The organism is Bradyrhizobium embrapense (genome assembly GCF_001189235.2).
Lineage (GTDB): Bacteria > Pseudomonadota > Alphaproteobacteria > Rhizobiales > Xanthobacteraceae > Bradyrhizobium > Bradyrhizobium embrapense.
This window is the reverse complement of record NZ_LFIP02000003.1, coordinates 947,548-959,608: the sequence shown is the minus strand read 5'-3', so window position 1 is coordinate 959,608 and position 12,061 is coordinate 947,548. Positions and strand designations below refer to the sequence as shown.

The 12,061-nt window shown below is 64.6% G+C and carries 17 protein-coding genes; 9 read left to right on the top strand and 8 right to left on the bottom strand.

Annotated features, from left to right (window positions below; all coding sequences use genetic code 11):
• Nucleotides 1-109: 109 nt before the first annotated feature.
• Together AKN83_RS18510 and AKN83_RS18505 are read left to right on the top strand one after the other, a co-directional pair.
• Nucleotides 110-862 carry a carbonic anhydrase gene (locus AKN83_RS18510; RefSeq protein WP_050403490.1) on the top strand — a complete coding sequence of 251 codons (753 nt, stop codon included), beginning with the start codon at nucleotides 110-112 and terminating at the stop codon, nucleotides 860-862.
• 86 nt (nucleotides 863-948) lie between these two features.
• The gene (locus AKN83_RS18505) at nucleotides 949-1,317 is read left to right on the top strand and encodes a ClpXP protease specificity-enhancing factor SspB (protein WP_172803575.1); all 369 of its coding nucleotides are present in this window, start codon (nucleotides 949-951) and stop codon (nucleotides 1,315-1,317) included.
• Nucleotides 1,318-1,353: 36 nt separating this feature from the next.
• Here AKN83_RS18505 and AKN83_RS18500 read toward each other — a convergent pair whose 3' ends face one another.
• Both AKN83_RS18500 and AKN83_RS18495 read right to left on the bottom strand, forming a co-directional pair.
• On the bottom strand, nucleotides 1,354-2,139 hold the full coding sequence (locus AKN83_RS18500; protein WP_050403492.1) for a 2-keto-4-pentenoate hydratase: 786 nt from the start codon (nucleotides 2,137-2,139) through the stop codon (nucleotides 1,354-1,356).
• 108 nt (nucleotides 2,140-2,247) lie between these two features.
• On the bottom strand, nucleotides 2,248-3,276 hold the full coding sequence (locus AKN83_RS18495; protein WP_063695401.1) for an SDR family oxidoreductase: 1,029 nt from the start codon (nucleotides 3,274-3,276) through the stop codon (nucleotides 2,248-2,250).
• A 96-nt stretch (nucleotides 3,277-3,372) separates the two neighbouring features.
• Between AKN83_RS18495 and AKN83_RS18490 the strand changes: the two genes are divergently transcribed.
• Nucleotides 3,373-3,801 (top strand): winged helix-turn-helix transcriptional regulator, encoded by a 429-nt coding sequence (locus tag AKN83_RS18490; RefSeq protein ID WP_157113441.1) that lies wholly within the window; start codon nucleotides 3,373-3,375, stop codon nucleotides 3,799-3,801.
• Between the two features lie 285 nt (nucleotides 3,802-4,086).
• Here AKN83_RS18490 and dksA read toward each other — a convergent pair whose 3' ends face one another.
• Together dksA and AKN83_RS18480 are read right to left on the bottom strand one after the other, a co-directional pair.
• Complete coding sequence (dksA, locus tag AKN83_RS18485) at nucleotides 4,087-4,452, bottom strand: RNA polymerase-binding protein DksA (protein WP_172803574.1); 366 nt, start codon at nucleotides 4,450-4,452, stop codon at nucleotides 4,087-4,089.
• A 222-nt stretch (nucleotides 4,453-4,674) separates the two neighbouring features.
• A complete protein-coding gene (locus AKN83_RS18480; RefSeq protein ID WP_063695400.1) occupies nucleotides 4,675-5,286 on the bottom strand; it encodes an NAD(P)-dependent oxidoreductase in 612 nt (203 codons plus the stop codon).
• A 103-nt stretch (nucleotides 5,287-5,389) separates the two neighbouring features.
• On the opposite strand from AKN83_RS18480, the gene AKN83_RS18475 reads away from it, so the two are divergent.
• Complete coding sequence (locus AKN83_RS18475; RefSeq protein ID WP_029085377.1) at nucleotides 5,390-5,776, top strand: winged helix-turn-helix transcriptional regulator; 387 nt, start codon at nucleotides 5,390-5,392, stop codon at nucleotides 5,774-5,776.
• Nucleotides 5,777-5,821: 45 nt separating this feature from the next.
• Here AKN83_RS18475 and AKN83_RS18470 read toward each other — a convergent pair whose 3' ends face one another.
• Nucleotides 5,822-6,235: a flagellar assembly protein FliX gene (locus AKN83_RS18470; RefSeq protein ID WP_050403495.1), complete on the bottom strand. Its 414-nt coding sequence runs from the start codon at nucleotides 6,233-6,235 to the stop codon at nucleotides 5,822-5,824.
• A 262-nt stretch (nucleotides 6,236-6,497) separates the two neighbouring features.
• On the opposite strand from AKN83_RS18470, the gene AKN83_RS18465 reads away from it, so the two are divergent.
• The 4 genes from AKN83_RS18465 (at nucleotide 6,498) to AKN83_RS18450 (ending at nucleotide 9,045) form a co-directional block, all read left to right on the top strand.
• Nucleotides 6,498-7,622 carry a flagellar basal body P-ring protein FlgI gene (locus AKN83_RS18465; protein ID WP_050403496.1) on the top strand — a complete coding sequence of 375 codons (1,125 nt, stop codon included), beginning with the start codon at nucleotides 6,498-6,500 and terminating at the stop codon, nucleotides 7,620-7,622.
• On the top strand, nucleotides 7,622-7,978 hold the full coding sequence (gene flgJ / locus AKN83_RS18460; protein WP_157113440.1) for a flagellar assembly peptidoglycan hydrolase FlgJ: 357 nt from the start codon (nucleotides 7,622-7,624) through the stop codon (nucleotides 7,976-7,978). Before AKN83_RS18465 ends, flgJ begins: the two co-directional genes overlap by 1 nt.
• Nucleotides 7,979-8,000: 22 nt before the next feature.
• Nucleotides 8,001-8,498 carry a hypothetical protein gene (locus AKN83_RS18455; RefSeq protein ID WP_050403497.1) on the top strand — a complete coding sequence of 166 codons (498 nt, stop codon included), beginning with the start codon at nucleotides 8,001-8,003 and terminating at the stop codon, nucleotides 8,496-8,498.
• A 160-nt stretch (nucleotides 8,499-8,658) separates the two neighbouring features.
• The gene (locus AKN83_RS18450) at nucleotides 8,659-9,045 is read left to right on the top strand and encodes a hypothetical protein (RefSeq protein ID WP_050403498.1); all 387 of its coding nucleotides are present in this window, start codon (nucleotides 8,659-8,661) and stop codon (nucleotides 9,043-9,045) included.
• Nucleotides 9,046-9,062: 17 nt separating this feature from the next.
• Here AKN83_RS18450 and AKN83_RS18445 read toward each other — a convergent pair whose 3' ends face one another.
• From AKN83_RS18445 to AKN83_RS18435, 3 genes are all read right to left on the bottom strand, one after another.
• A complete protein-coding gene (locus AKN83_RS18445; protein WP_050403499.1) occupies nucleotides 9,063-9,425 on the bottom strand; it encodes a hypothetical protein in 363 nt (120 codons plus the stop codon).
• A gap of 27 nt (nucleotides 9,426-9,452) precedes the next feature.
• A complete protein-coding gene (gene flaF / locus AKN83_RS18440) occupies nucleotides 9,453-9,818 on the bottom strand; it encodes a flagellar biosynthesis regulator FlaF (protein ID WP_050403500.1) in 366 nt (121 codons plus the stop codon).
• A 205-nt stretch (nucleotides 9,819-10,023) separates the two neighbouring features.
• Entirely contained in the window at nucleotides 10,024-11,193 is a 1,170-nt protein-coding gene (locus AKN83_RS18435; RefSeq protein ID WP_050403501.1) for a flagellin N-terminal helical domain-containing protein, read from the bottom strand.
• A gap of 369 nt (nucleotides 11,194-11,562) precedes the next feature.
• On the opposite strand from AKN83_RS18435, the gene flbT reads away from it, so the two are divergent.
• On the top strand, nucleotides 11,563-11,994 hold the full coding sequence (flbT, locus tag AKN83_RS18430; protein WP_050403502.1) for a flagellar biosynthesis repressor FlbT: 432 nt from the start codon (nucleotides 11,563-11,565) through the stop codon (nucleotides 11,992-11,994).
• The last annotated feature ends 67 nt before the right edge of the window (nucleotides 11,995-12,061 follow it).

The following is a 12,061-nucleotide window of genomic DNA, read 5'->3' as shown; positions in this document are numbered from 1 at the left end:
CAGCGACGAATGTGGCGCCCGCCAGCATGCGAGTGCACGTCGTTGCGAAGGCACTACGCATGACTTAGACATATCGCGCGGATGCGGTCCTTGTTCACGGAGAACCTTGATGTGCCAGCTCTGCGAGATCACTCCTCCGAGCCAGACTTCCCGGCGCGTCTTCCTCGCTGCCGCGGCGTGCACCGCTGTCAGCCTTGCCCTGGCGCCGGCTGCGACGGGCAAGGAGACAAAACCGCCGCCGAAACCGCAGAACGTGCTGCCGCCCGACGCCGCGCTCGACCGGCTGGTGAAGGGCAATCTCCGTTATGTCGAAGGCGTTTCGCGGCGACATGATTTCAAGCACGAGCGCGAGGCGCTGACCGGCGGACAGAACCCGTTCGCGGGCATCCTGAGCTGTGCTGACTCCCGCATAGCGCCTGAATACGCCTTCGACACCGGCCGCGGTGATCTGTTCGTCTGCCGCGTCGCCGGCAATTTCGCCAGCGCCGAGATGATCGCGAGCCTGGAATACGCGCAGTCCGTGCTGGGTGTGCCGCTGTTCATGGTGCTCGGGCACGACAGCTGCGGGGCGGTCGATGCCGCGATCAAGTCGCTGAAGGACAACACCACCCTGCCCGGCCATCTGCCCGAGTTGGTCACGGCGATCGCGCCGGCGGTGAAGGCGACCGAGGGCAGACCGGGCGACCGGCTCGCCAACGCCATCAGGCAAAACGTCATCGACAATGTCGCGAAGCTCAAGACGGCGACGCCGATCCTCAGCGCCGCGGTCGATCAAGGCAAGCTTCGGATTGTCGGCGCGGTCTACCGGCTGACCGACGGCAAGGTCGAGCTTGTCACCGACGCCAAGCGACCGGCGACTTGAACCTCGGCGCCACTTGCGACCACCGAAACCAAGAACGACATCGCGTGAGCGAACGGAGAAGGCGGATGTGGCGCCGGCGCGGATGGATGGCTGGAGTGCTGCTGCTGGTCGTGGCCTCATTGCCGGCGCGCGCCGGCATCGAGCCCTGCAACACGGCGCAGATGCGGATCGAAATGACCACGTTGCTCCGCCACGCCGCCGAGGATCGGCCGGTCAACATCACCTTCGCCACCCGGGCCGATGGCGTGAAGCTGCCCGCTGCCCTGATCGAGCAATATCCCGAGGAGATCACGATCATCCTGCAGCACGAATTCGATCGCCTCGTGGTGATGGATGACGGCTTCGAGGTCGGCGTCTGGTTCAATCGCAGATATGCCAGGCTGACCGTGCCGTTCGATGCGATCAGGAGCCTGTGGGACGGCAGGTTGCTGATGTGCACGAACAATCAATCGTAGGAAACAGCGACGTCCTGGCGCGCCAGGCACGCAAGATCATGTGAACGTCGCTTCCACTTTGCCGAGCCCGTCGAGCTCCATCACGACGGTGTCGCCGGCCTTCAGCCACACCGTCTTGACCAGGCTTCCGGTCAGCACGATCTGGCCGGCGTGCAGGCCGCGGCCTTCGGCGGCGAGATGATTGGCGAGCCAGGCGAGCGCGTTGTGGGGATGGCCGAGCACGTCGGCGCCGGCGCCGCGGCCCTCCTCCTTGCCGTTGACGAGCGCACGTCCAGTGACCTTGCGCAGATCGGGCACGGTGATGCGCGGCACGGCCTCGCCGAGCACGCAGCCGGCCGCGAAGAAGTCGTCGGCGATCAGCGTCGGCGCGCCTAGCGTCTCCCATTTGACGTAGCGGTCGTCGACGATCTCGATCGCCGGATAATAGGCATCGATCGCCTCCGCGACCCATTCGGCGGTGAATGGCGCTTCGCCTGGAGCGAGGTTGCGCGCCAGCCGCACCGCGATCTCGCATTCGACGCCGACATGGACGAAGTCGGCCGCCGGCAGCTTGACGCCGCTGTCATGGACGACCTTCTCGAACACGCCGCCGCCACAGGGGTGCGGGATGTTGATGTACTCCTGCATCACCGCGCTGGTGCAGCCGATCTTGTAGCCGACGAGGCTGCCGACCTGGGCTTGCAGCAAATCGTGCAGCGCGTACTGCACCTGATAGCCTTCGGCCTCGTCGCGCGGCACGACGTCTTTGGCGAGCGCCTTGAGCGGCGCGCGGCTGCGGCGCGCGCTGGCAATCGCCTTTGCGGCCGCGAGGATCCGTTCCATCTGCGCAGCCTCCCCGATGTTCTCGGCGGCGCGGTGGCGCCTCCGTCTGCTCGCGGCAATTCAGCACTCGCCGAACCATCTGGCAAGCACGCCGGACGGCAGAGGCCGTCAGGCCTTGACCAGGCCGAGACGGATCAGGCTCTCGGCGGTCGCGACGATCATCTCCTCATTGCCGCGCGGACGCCAGCCGAGCAGGTTCTGCGCCTTGGCGCTGGTCGCACGGCGCACCTTGCCGAGCAGCGGCAGGGCCGCACGGGCCAGCGGGTTGCGCCGGGCGGCGAGCCGCATCATCCAGTCCGGCATCTGGAACCGCGGCACACGCCGCGCCTTGCTGCCCAGTTTCCTGCGCAGCAGGCGGGCCACCTGCAGGACCGACATGGTGTCGCCGGCGACCGCGAGGAACCGCTCCCCCCTGGCCCTCGGCGAGGTCATGGCGCGCAGGTGCAGGTCGGCAACGTCGCGCACGTCGACGAGGCCGAAATGGATCCGTGGCACCGCCGGCATCGCGCCGTCGAGCAGCGCCTTGATGATCCCGATCGATTCGGAGAAATCAGGCCCGAGCGCCGGGCCGAACACCGCGGTCGGATTGACCACGGCAAGTTCGAGGCCATTGCCTTCGCGCGCGACGAATTCCCAGGCGGCGCGCTCGGCCAGCGTCTTGGATTTGGGATAGGCCTGCACATCGGGGCCATCGAGATTGGACCAGGTGGTCTCGTCGAACGGCGCCGCCTGCGGCGGATGACCATAGCCGATCGCCGCGAACGACGACGTCACGACGACGCGCTTGACGCCGGCATCGCGCGCCGCGCGCAACACCCGCAGCGTGCCTTCGCGCGCCGGAACGATCAGCTCGTTCTCGTCCTCCGGCACAGGCGCGCCGAGCGGCGATGCGACATGCAGCACGTAGTCGCACCCCGCGACCGCCTCACGCCAGCCGTCATCGCGCGTGAGGTCGGCGGTGGCGAAGCCGATTTGGTCGGCCGCAAGCGCGCCACCCTCGCGCAGCATCGCGATCACGTCCTTGCTGCGATCCAGATTGCGCAGCGTGGTTCGCACCGCATGCCCGTCGGCGAGCAGCTGCAGAATCGTATGCGCGCCGATGAAACCGGATCCGCCCGTGACCAAAACCGTGCTCATGTCCCTGCCTCCTCATGGTTCGGCAGGTGGGCACACAATGCTTCGCCCACCCTGCACAGGCCGCATCTGGTCACTATCTGACGTTGGACAAGTAGAATGAAATTCGAGACCGGTATGGAAAACGATACCAGCGAACCGTGTGACGGCGGTGAATGCGAGAGCTGCCCGACCGATCCCAACCTGCTGATCGAGTTCAAGCACGTGATCCGCACGCTCGGCGGCAAATGGAAGCTCGAGATCCTGTTCACGCTGATGCATGGCGGCGTACGGTTCGGCGCGCTGCGACGCGCGCTGGCGCCGATCACCCAGCACATGCTGACCGCGCAACTGCGCGAGCTCGCGCGCGACGGGCTGGTCTCGCGCAAGGTGCTCGCCGAGAAGCCGCTACAGGTCGAATACGAGCTGACGGATTCGGCGTGGAGCCTGACGCCGGCCTTCCGCGAATTGCTGGCGTGGTCGAAGCTCTACGGTCCGCGCCGTCACGCAGAGGCGAGCGAGACGACACTCGGGGCCGGACCGGCTTGAATGCCGTCCCGATGCATGGTTGTCGATCGAGCCGTCGCTGCTCCGCGATGCGCGGAGCTTGGCCGGCTCATGCGGAGCTTGGCCGGCTCATTCGGTTCAGTGGAATCCCGCGAGCCGAGGCCCGCGGGGACGATCGGCGCTTCCAAGCGGAAGCGTGTTTCCTGGCGGAAACGAGATCAGCCCAGGAAGAAGGCCGAGGCGATATTGAGGGTGCGTGTCATCATGGCGGCGCGCACGTACAACCGGTACGCGCCAGAAGCAATCAGTGGGGGCGATCCGCCGCCACTACTCGTCGCGATAGACCTTCTCGCGCTTCTCGTGGCGTTCCTGCGCTTCCACCGACAGCGTCGCGATCGGGCGGGCTTCGAGCCGCTTCAGCGAGATCGGGTCACCGGTCTCTTCGCAATAGCCGTAGGTGTTGTCTTCGATGCGCTGGAGCGCCGCGTCGATCTTGGAGATCAGCTTGCGCTGACGGTCGCGGGCACGAAGTTCGATCGCGCGGTCGGTTTCCGAGGAAGCTCGGTCCGCGAGGTCGGGATGGTTGACGTTCTCTTCCTGCAACGTCTGCAGCGTGATCTTCGATTCGCGGAGGATCTCATCCTTCCAGGCCAGCAGCTTGGCGCGGAAATAGTCGCGCTGCCGCTCATTCATGAAAGGCTCTTTTTCAGTCGGCCGGTAGTTCTTCAGCTTTTCCAAAGGCAGCCATGTCCCTGTCTGGCGGAGGGAACAAAACCCCTCCGCGCGGCGCCTTATATAGCCACGCCATGTGACAGACAATATCCGCCACCGCGAAAGCCGGGCTGCCCCCAAGGCCTTGCACAGGCAAACTTATCCGCCCTGCCCGGGGGCCGTATTTTCCCTGCTTCCGGCCCCTCAATAGCCGACCGTGAAACGCTGCCGGATATGGGCCGGGCGCTCGATTTCATCGGCGAGTGCAACTGCGAAATCCTCGAACGAGATCGAGCTTTTGCCGTCGGCGGCGGTCAGAAGCTGGTCGGTCCCGAGCCGGAACTTGCCGGTCCGCTCGCCCGCCACGAACAGCGCCGAGGGCGACAAAAAGGTCCAGTTCAGGTCCTTTTCCTGGCGCAGCAGGTCGAGGAATTCGGCTCCCTTCGAGGCCTCGGCCTTGTACTGGGCCGGGAAGGTCGGCGTGGTCACGAGGCGGACGCCGGGGGCCACTTCGAGGCTGCCGGCGCCGCCGACCACGAGATAGCGGCCGACCCCGGATGCCTTGGCGGCCCCGATCAGCTTGGCCGGGTCGCTGACGGTGAAATGGACGGAACTGATCGCGGCTTCGTGGCCGGCCCACAGCGCGGTCAGCGCGGCCTGATCGTTCACATCCCCCTTCACGGCAGTGACACCAGGCAGGTTTGCAATCTTCTCCGGGTTGCGGGCGATGGCGGTGACGGCATGGCCGCGGCGAGCGAGTTCCGCGGTGAGGCGCGAGCCGGCCTGACCAGACGCGCCGGCGATGGCGATCTTCATCTCAAGTCTCCGATAGATAGTTTCCAATGGTGACTAGATAGCGAAATGGATGTAGGTGTGAAGAAGGCACTCTTGTCTCACCTGATTACGCCGGAGTAACCCGATGAAAGCTGCCAGCCTGAAACCGGACGCCTATGCCGCCAATTGCCCGACGCGCCAGATCCTCGACCGGGTCGGCGACAAATGGGCGGTGCTGATCCTGCTGCTGCTCCGCAGCGAGCCGATGCGCTTCAACCAGCTTCGCCGCGCCATCGAGGGCATTTCGCAGAAGATGCTTTCGCAGGTGTTGAAGAGCCTCGAGCGCGACGGGCTGCTGCGCCGCCGCGCGATCGCAACCGTTCCGGTCACCGTGGAGTACTCGATCACGCCGCTCGGATCGACGCTTGCCGAAGCGGTCGATCCGCTGCGCGATTGGGCCGAGCAGAATCTGAAGGAAGTGCTGGCCGCGCAGCGCCGCTACGACACGCAGCGCAAGGCACTGGCGGCCTGAGACACTGCCTGCCCGCGTGAGACAGGTCGTTTGATCGAGAGGCGCCTAGTATTGCCCTGCTTTGGCGAGTTCGACCTCGACGCGCAGCTCGATCTCGCCCAGCACGGCATCGAGGCCGGGATCGCCGGAGGATTCCTTCAGGCTCGCCGCGGCATCGCGCAGCCGGTTCACGGTGGAGGAATCGAAATTGCCGGACAGCAGTCCGAGTTTCAGCGCGTCGAGCACATCGAGGGCGCCCTTGCCGCGCGCCACCGAGCGCTTGCGGCGTTCGGTCGGGTCTTCGACACCCTGCAGCGCGAGCAGCGCATCGAGGCTCGCGGCGGCCTTTGGCGCAGCGGTGGAGCGAACCTCCTCCTGCGCACTGGTCGCATCTGGCAGCGAGAAGCCGCTCGACGAGGTGCGCCGGGTGGCGCCGGTGGACGTGCCAAGCGTGGTGCCGTTCGGTCCGTAGATGCGCATCGTCGTGATCCCGCAGGCCTGAATGGCGCGAGCATCGCCGTTTTATGGTTAACGAGGCGTAAACAGCCCGGCAATTTCTGCCGCCGCACGGCAGTTTCGCGCTCCCTGGCGAACCGGAGCCGAATAGCGACCCGACAATTTCGATAAATATATCAATTCATTGGCCCAACGAAACGAAGTGGCACGCGGCTCGCATGGTTAATGGCGGATCGCCGTCATGGGAGTGTCGCGTGATCCGCGTGAAGTTCGAGGGGAGCATTGGATGCCTGGCATCCGCATCGTAAGCATATTCGGGTTGGCCTGCGCCGCGCTGCTGGCGCTGGCGGCTTCCGCCATGCCCGCGGCCGCGACGTCGCGGATCAAGGATCTCGCCAATATCGAGGGCGTGCGCCAAAACCAGTTGATCGGTTACGGCCTCGTGGTCGGCCTCAACGGCACCGGCGACACGCTGAACAACATCCCCTTCACCAAGCAATCGCTGCAGGCGATGCTCGAGCGCATGGGCGTCAACATCCGCGGCGCCACCATCCGCACCGGCAACGTCGCCGCCGTGATGGTGACCGGCAATCTGCCGGCGTTCGGCACCCAGGGCACGCGGATGGACGTGACCGTCTCCGCGCTCGGCGATGCCAAGAACCTGCAGGGCGGCACCCTGCTCGTCACCCCCCTGCTCGGCGCCGACGGCAACGTCTACGCGGTGGCGCAGGGATCCGTAGCGGTCGCTGGCTTCGCGGCCGAAGGTGCTGCCGCCAGCGTCGTACGCGGCGTTCCCACCGTCGGCCGGATCGCCAACGGCGCCATCATCGAGCGCGAAATCGAGTTCGCGCTCAACCGCCTGCCCAATGTGCGCCTGGCGCTGCGCAACGCCGACTTCACCACCGCCAAGCGCATCGCCGCCGCGGTCAACGACTATCTCGGCGTCAAGACCGCCGAGCCGATCGATCCCTCCACGGTGCAACTCTCGATCCCGCCGGAGTTCAAGGGCAACGTCGTCGCGTTCCTGACCGAGATCGAGCAGTTGCAGGTCGATCCCGACCTTGTGGCGAAGATCGTGATAGACGAGCGCTCCGGCGTCATCGTGATGGGCCGCGACGTCCGCGTCGCCACCGTCGCCGTCGCGCAGGGCAATCTCACCGTCTCGATCTCCGAGAGCCCGCAGGTCAGCCAGCCCAATCCGCTATCGCGCGGCCGCACGGTCGTGACACCGCGCACCAACGTCGGCGTCAGCGAAGACGGCAAGAAGTTCGCCGTGGTCAAGGACGGCGTCTCGCTGCAGCAGCTCGTCGACGGCCTCAACGGCCTCGGCATCGGGCCGCGCGATCTGATCAGCATCCTGCAGGCGATCAAGGCCGCCGGCGCGATCGAAGCCGATATCGAGGTGATGTGATGGCGAGCCTGATCAACAGCACCGCCGGCAGCATGCCGAACAAGGCGCTGATGCCGATGTTCAACGGTCGTCCCGATCCTGTGCTGCAGGACGCGATGAAGAAGGTCTCGCCGCAGCAGATCACCAAGGCGAAGGCGACCGCGACCGACTTCGAATCGATGTTCCTCAATTCGATGTTCTCGCAGATGACCACCGGCCTGAAGGGCGAAGGCCCCTACGGCGACACGGTCGGCACCGGCGCGTGGCGCTCGATGCTGACCGACGAGTATTCGAAGAATTTCGCCAAGGCCGGCGGCGTCGGCATTTCCAACGAAGTGTTCCGCTCGCTGATCCTGCAGCAGGCCAACAAGAGCTAATTCGGTTTCAAGGAGCAGCGCGATGAACCAGCGTCCACAGCAGCATCGGCCGGCCGCCCCCGTGTCGCGGCCTGCGACATCGACGCCGCCCGACGTCGCACGTCTCGCCAACGAGCTCACCGAAGTGATGAGCGCCCTGCTCGCGGTCGTCGAGCAGGAGACCGGGCTCGTCCGCGCCGGCAAGATCCGCGAGGGCATGCAGCTCGAGGCGCAGAAGTCGGAGCTGTCGCGGCGCTACATGCTCGCGGTCGAGCACATGAAATCGATGCAGAAGATGCTGTCGCAGACCGACCCCGAACTGCTCGCCACGCTGCGGCGTCACCACGAGACGTTCCGCGCGATGCTGCAGGTCAACCTGACGGTGCTTGCGACCGCACACGCGGTCTCCGAAGGCATCGTGCGCGGCGTCAATGCCGAGGTGCAGCGCCGCAACATCCCGAACACCTATACCGCGAACGGACAGCGCGCCACGCCAGGCCCGCGCAACATGACGCCGATCGCCGTCAGCCGCACGCTCTGACGCGCACGCCGACAATTTAGCTCAATTCGACGCGGCCCCGGCAGCGCGGCATTCAGCGTGTTCCCTAACAGCCTGTTGAGAGGTTCCCCGTAGAGTTGCGGATCGTGAGGGGTTGGGATTTGACTCAAGCAAACTAGTGCCTGCGCACTACGAGGCTGCCATGAGTACAGATTTCAACATCAAGCCGGTGGGGGCACCGGTTGCAGCGCCGATGATCACTCCTGCGAGCGATACGGCGCAGAAGGCGGTGAAGACCGAATTGCCCGCGAGCCAGAGCGTCACTGCTCCGGAGCCGAGCGTGCGCGTCACGATCGATCCCAACGCCGTCAACGCATCGATTTCAAATCAGGCGCCGTCCGTCACCGACCAGGTCATCATCGACCGCGATGCGCGCGCCGTGGTCTACCAGGTGGTCGACAATCGCACCAACCTGGTGGTGAGGCAGTTTCCGGAAGAAGCCGTGTTGCGCCGCCGCGCCTATTTCCACGCGCTCGATCTCAGCAAGGACGCGCCGACGCGGGCGCGCGCGACCGACCGCCGCGCGTAACGCTGGCGATCGGCTCCTCACTTCTGTGTGGCGTAGGCCTTGTCGAGATAGGTCGATCCGGTGGCCGGATCGGTGACGACATTGGCGATCAATGCCGTGCCCTGCTGCACCAGCGAAAACTTGGTATCGCCGACCCGGAACGAGCCGTCCTTGATCAGGACGTCCTGATACTTGCTGGTGCCGTCGCTCTGGTAATGGACCTTGGCGCGGAAGCCATCGACGTTCGACACGGAGATGTTGAACGACTTGTTGTTGGCGTACTTGCCGCTCCAGCTGCCCTCATAGAGCTTCGGGTCGACGGCCACATACGGCGTCTTCGACGGAACCGTCAGGCCGGCGGCCTTGTAGTTGGCGGACAGGATGCTCAACACGTCGGCCATGCCGAGGGCTCCGTTGCGAACCGTCGATCAGCCGCGGCCCGAAAGGCCGGCTGCGATGTTGCAGTTGATGTCGATCAGCGACTTCAGCTTCGCCGGGTCCGGATTCATCTGGATGTCGATGGTCTGCTTCATCACGAACACGCTGATGTTCGCGATGTTCTGACGCACCTCGAGCGGCTGCGGATTGTCGGCGCCCTCTGCGGCGCTCAGGAAGATCGACCACAGGCGGCGATTGAACAGCAATGCGTGATCGAGCGCCTTGTCGAGGCCGTTCCAGTTGGCCTGGACTTCCTGCAGCTGTCGCGCGGCCTTCAACAACGCCTGTGCTTCGATTTCACGGGGAGATGCCGTCGTCGTTGACGTACGAGCGTAGGCCTGGGCTGCATTCGACATTAATGACCTCGATGGGGTGCGGATTTCTCGGGCCGCGGAGACGCAATTCTAGCGCCCGATATTTATGCATCCGGCGCCTTTAAATATGGTTAGCAGGCGTTACGAATGCGCCGTTCTGACGGCATGGAAAGAGACCGTAATACCCCGGAGACAAAGAAAAACGGCGGGGTTTCCCCCGCCGTTGTCGAAGTGCTTCTCGGCGCGTTTAGCGGAGCAGCTGCAGCACGCTCTGCTGGCTCTGGTTGGCGAGCGCCAATGCGGAGACCGCGATCGACTGGCGGGTCGACAGCGCCTGGCTGTTGGCCGCTTCCTCGTTGGTGTCGGCCAGCGTCAGGTTGGACGAGCCCGTCTGCAGCACGTTGATCAGGTTCTTAGAGAAGTCCTGACGGATCTGCACGATCGAGAGGTTGGAGCCCAGCGTCGAGGCTTCGCTGCGCAGCGACGAGCTCGCCGTGCTCAGCGACGCGATCACGCCGTTTGCCGAGTTGTTGTCGAGGAAGTCGGTGCCCGCGGTCAGCGATTTCAGGCCGAGGCCGGCGGCATCGAACTTGACGCCGGTGATGCTGAGTGTCGACTTGCCGGTCTCGTTGAAGGTCAGCTTCAGGCTGTCACCGCTCAACAGGTTGATACCGTTGAACGAGGCGTCCTGCGCCGTGGTCGTGATCTGCGAGATGGTGTTGTTGTACTGCTGCACCAGGGCCGCGCGCGCCGACTGCGAGGCTGAATCGGCAACCGGAGCGGTGCCGGCTGCGCTGAACGTCGCGGTGCCGCCGCCGGTGTTGGTGAAGGTCACCGCACCGATCGTCGAGGACGCCGCGTCATTGGTCGTGGTGATGACGAGCTTGTTGGAGCTGTCCAGGCTCGCGGTCAGATTGCTGGCCGACAGCGCGGTGTTCAGCTGCGCCAGCGAGCTGCTGGCCCCGAAGGTGAAGCTGAAGGCGGGCTGGCCGGCTGACGCTGCGATCGCAAGAACGTCGCCGCTCTTGATCGTGGTGCCGTCGACGAGGTTGGCGGATGTGCCGCCGAGCGCCGCGGTGGACGTGGCCTGCGACCTGGTGGTGTAGCCAGTCGGGCTCTGCAGCACCTGGTTGGCGATCGACTTCGCGGTATCGACCAGCTTCTGCAGCGAGGTGATGCCGGTGTTGGCGGCCTGCAGCACCTGCACGCCGTTGCCGATGCCGTCGAGCAGGTTGTTGATGTCGCTGGCGCGGTTGTCGAGCGACTGTGCGGTGAAGAAGTTGGTCGGGTTGTCGAGCGCCGTGTTGACCTTCTTGCCGGTGGCAAGACGGTTCTGCGTGGTGGAGAGCAGATCGGCGGTGGACTGGAGGGAGAGGAGGTTCTGACGAACGGAGGAGGAGAGAATGATACCGGACATTTTCATACCTTTCTGGTGTGAAACTGAGGAAAAACCCGCGCCAATCCTTTCTGATCGAGCGGATGGCCGATCCTGCCGGTCAAGCCTCGAAGGAAAAAGAAATCTCCGGCACGGCATTTGAGACAAATGCCGAAGAATAAAATTGTCGCCATTGGGCGAAGTTCGCCGTGAAAACTACTGAGACGATTGCCGATTTCGACTGAGTCCCGCTAGTCGCGCGGACCCGCTGTTCACCAAGCGTTAACCATCATGGGAAAGGATCGCTGTCGCATCGGCCCCGGGCCGCGATCGCGGCTGCTAAGCAGTGCCGAAACAACTTCGTTCCGCTAGCGACGATATCGCGCGACTGCCCGGCAAAGGAGAACGGTCATGGCCCTGAAGGTCGAACTCAAACCGAACGAGCGCATCATCGTCGGCAATTGCGTGATCACCAACACCGATCAGCGCGCCCGCCTCTTGATCGACGGCGACCGCATCCCGATCCTGCGCGAGAAGGATATCCTGACGCCGGAGACCGCGGACACGCCGGCGAAGCTGATCTATCTCGCGGTACAGCTGATGTATCTGTCGCCGGACCCGATGGCGCACCACCCGACCTATTTCAGCCTGGTGCGCGATATCATCACCGCGATGCCCAGCGCCTGGCCGTTCATCGAAAGCGTCAACAACTTCATCCTCAACGGCGATCTCTATCACGCCTTGAAGGAATCCAAGAAGCTGATCGCGCACGAGGAGAAGTTGCTGGAAACCGCGCGCGGCCAGCAGAACGGCAATCAGGACGACACCCGCAAGAGCGCGTAGAGCTTGTTGTTGTTCACGCGAACCAGCATCCACTTCCTTTGAAGATGCTCTAGCCCCGCCTGAACGA

Coding starts and splice junctions, on each gene's coding strand:
- AKN83_RS18510 (WP_050403490.1), top strand. CDS start 110: ATGTGCCAGCTCTGCGAGATCACTCCTCCGAGCCAGACTTCCCGGCGC.
- AKN83_RS18505 (WP_172803575.1), top strand. CDS start 949: ATGGCTGGAGTGCTGCTGCTGGTCGTGGCCTCATTGCCGGCGCGCGCC.
- AKN83_RS18500 (WP_050403492.1), bottom strand. CDS start 2,139: ATGGAACGGATCCTCGCGGCCGCAAAGGCGATTGCCAGCGCGCGCCGC.
- AKN83_RS18495 (WP_063695401.1), bottom strand. CDS start 3,276: ATGAGCACGGTTTTGGTCACGGGCGGATCCGGTTTCATCGGCGCGCAT.
- AKN83_RS18490 (WP_157113441.1), top strand. CDS start 3,373: ATGAAATTCGAGACCGGTATGGAAAACGATACCAGCGAACCGTGTGAC.
- dksA (WP_172803574.1), bottom strand. CDS start 4,452: ATGAATGAGCGGCAGCGCGACTATTTCCGCGCCAAGCTGCTGGCCTGG.
- AKN83_RS18480 (WP_063695400.1), bottom strand. CDS start 5,286: ATGAAGATCGCCATCGCCGGCGCGTCTGGTCAGGCCGGCTCGCGCCTC.
- AKN83_RS18475 (WP_029085377.1), top strand. CDS start 5,390: ATGAAAGCTGCCAGCCTGAAACCGGACGCCTATGCCGCCAATTGCCCG.
- AKN83_RS18470 (WP_050403495.1), bottom strand. CDS start 6,235: ATGCGCATCTACGGACCGAACGGCACCACGCTTGGCACGTCCACCGGC.
- AKN83_RS18465 (WP_050403496.1), top strand. CDS start 6,498: ATGCCTGGCATCCGCATCGTAAGCATATTCGGGTTGGCCTGCGCCGCG.
- flgJ (WP_157113440.1), top strand. CDS start 7,622: ATGGCGAGCCTGATCAACAGCACCGCCGGCAGCATGCCGAACAAGGCG.
- AKN83_RS18455 (WP_050403497.1), top strand. CDS start 8,001: ATGAACCAGCGTCCACAGCAGCATCGGCCGGCCGCCCCCGTGTCGCGG.
- AKN83_RS18450 (WP_050403498.1), top strand. CDS start 8,659: ATGAGTACAGATTTCAACATCAAGCCGGTGGGGGCACCGGTTGCAGCG.
- AKN83_RS18445 (WP_050403499.1), bottom strand. CDS start 9,425: ATGGCCGACGTGTTGAGCATCCTGTCCGCCAACTACAAGGCCGCCGGC.
- flaF (WP_050403500.1), bottom strand. CDS start 9,818: ATGTCGAATGCAGCCCAGGCCTACGCTCGTACGTCAACGACGACGGCA.
- AKN83_RS18435 (WP_050403501.1), bottom strand. CDS start 11,193: ATGTCCGGTATCATTCTCTCCTCCTCCGTTCGTCAGAACCTCCTCTCC.
- flbT (WP_050403502.1), top strand. CDS start 11,563: ATGGCCCTGAAGGTCGAACTCAAACCGAACGAGCGCATCATCGTCGGC.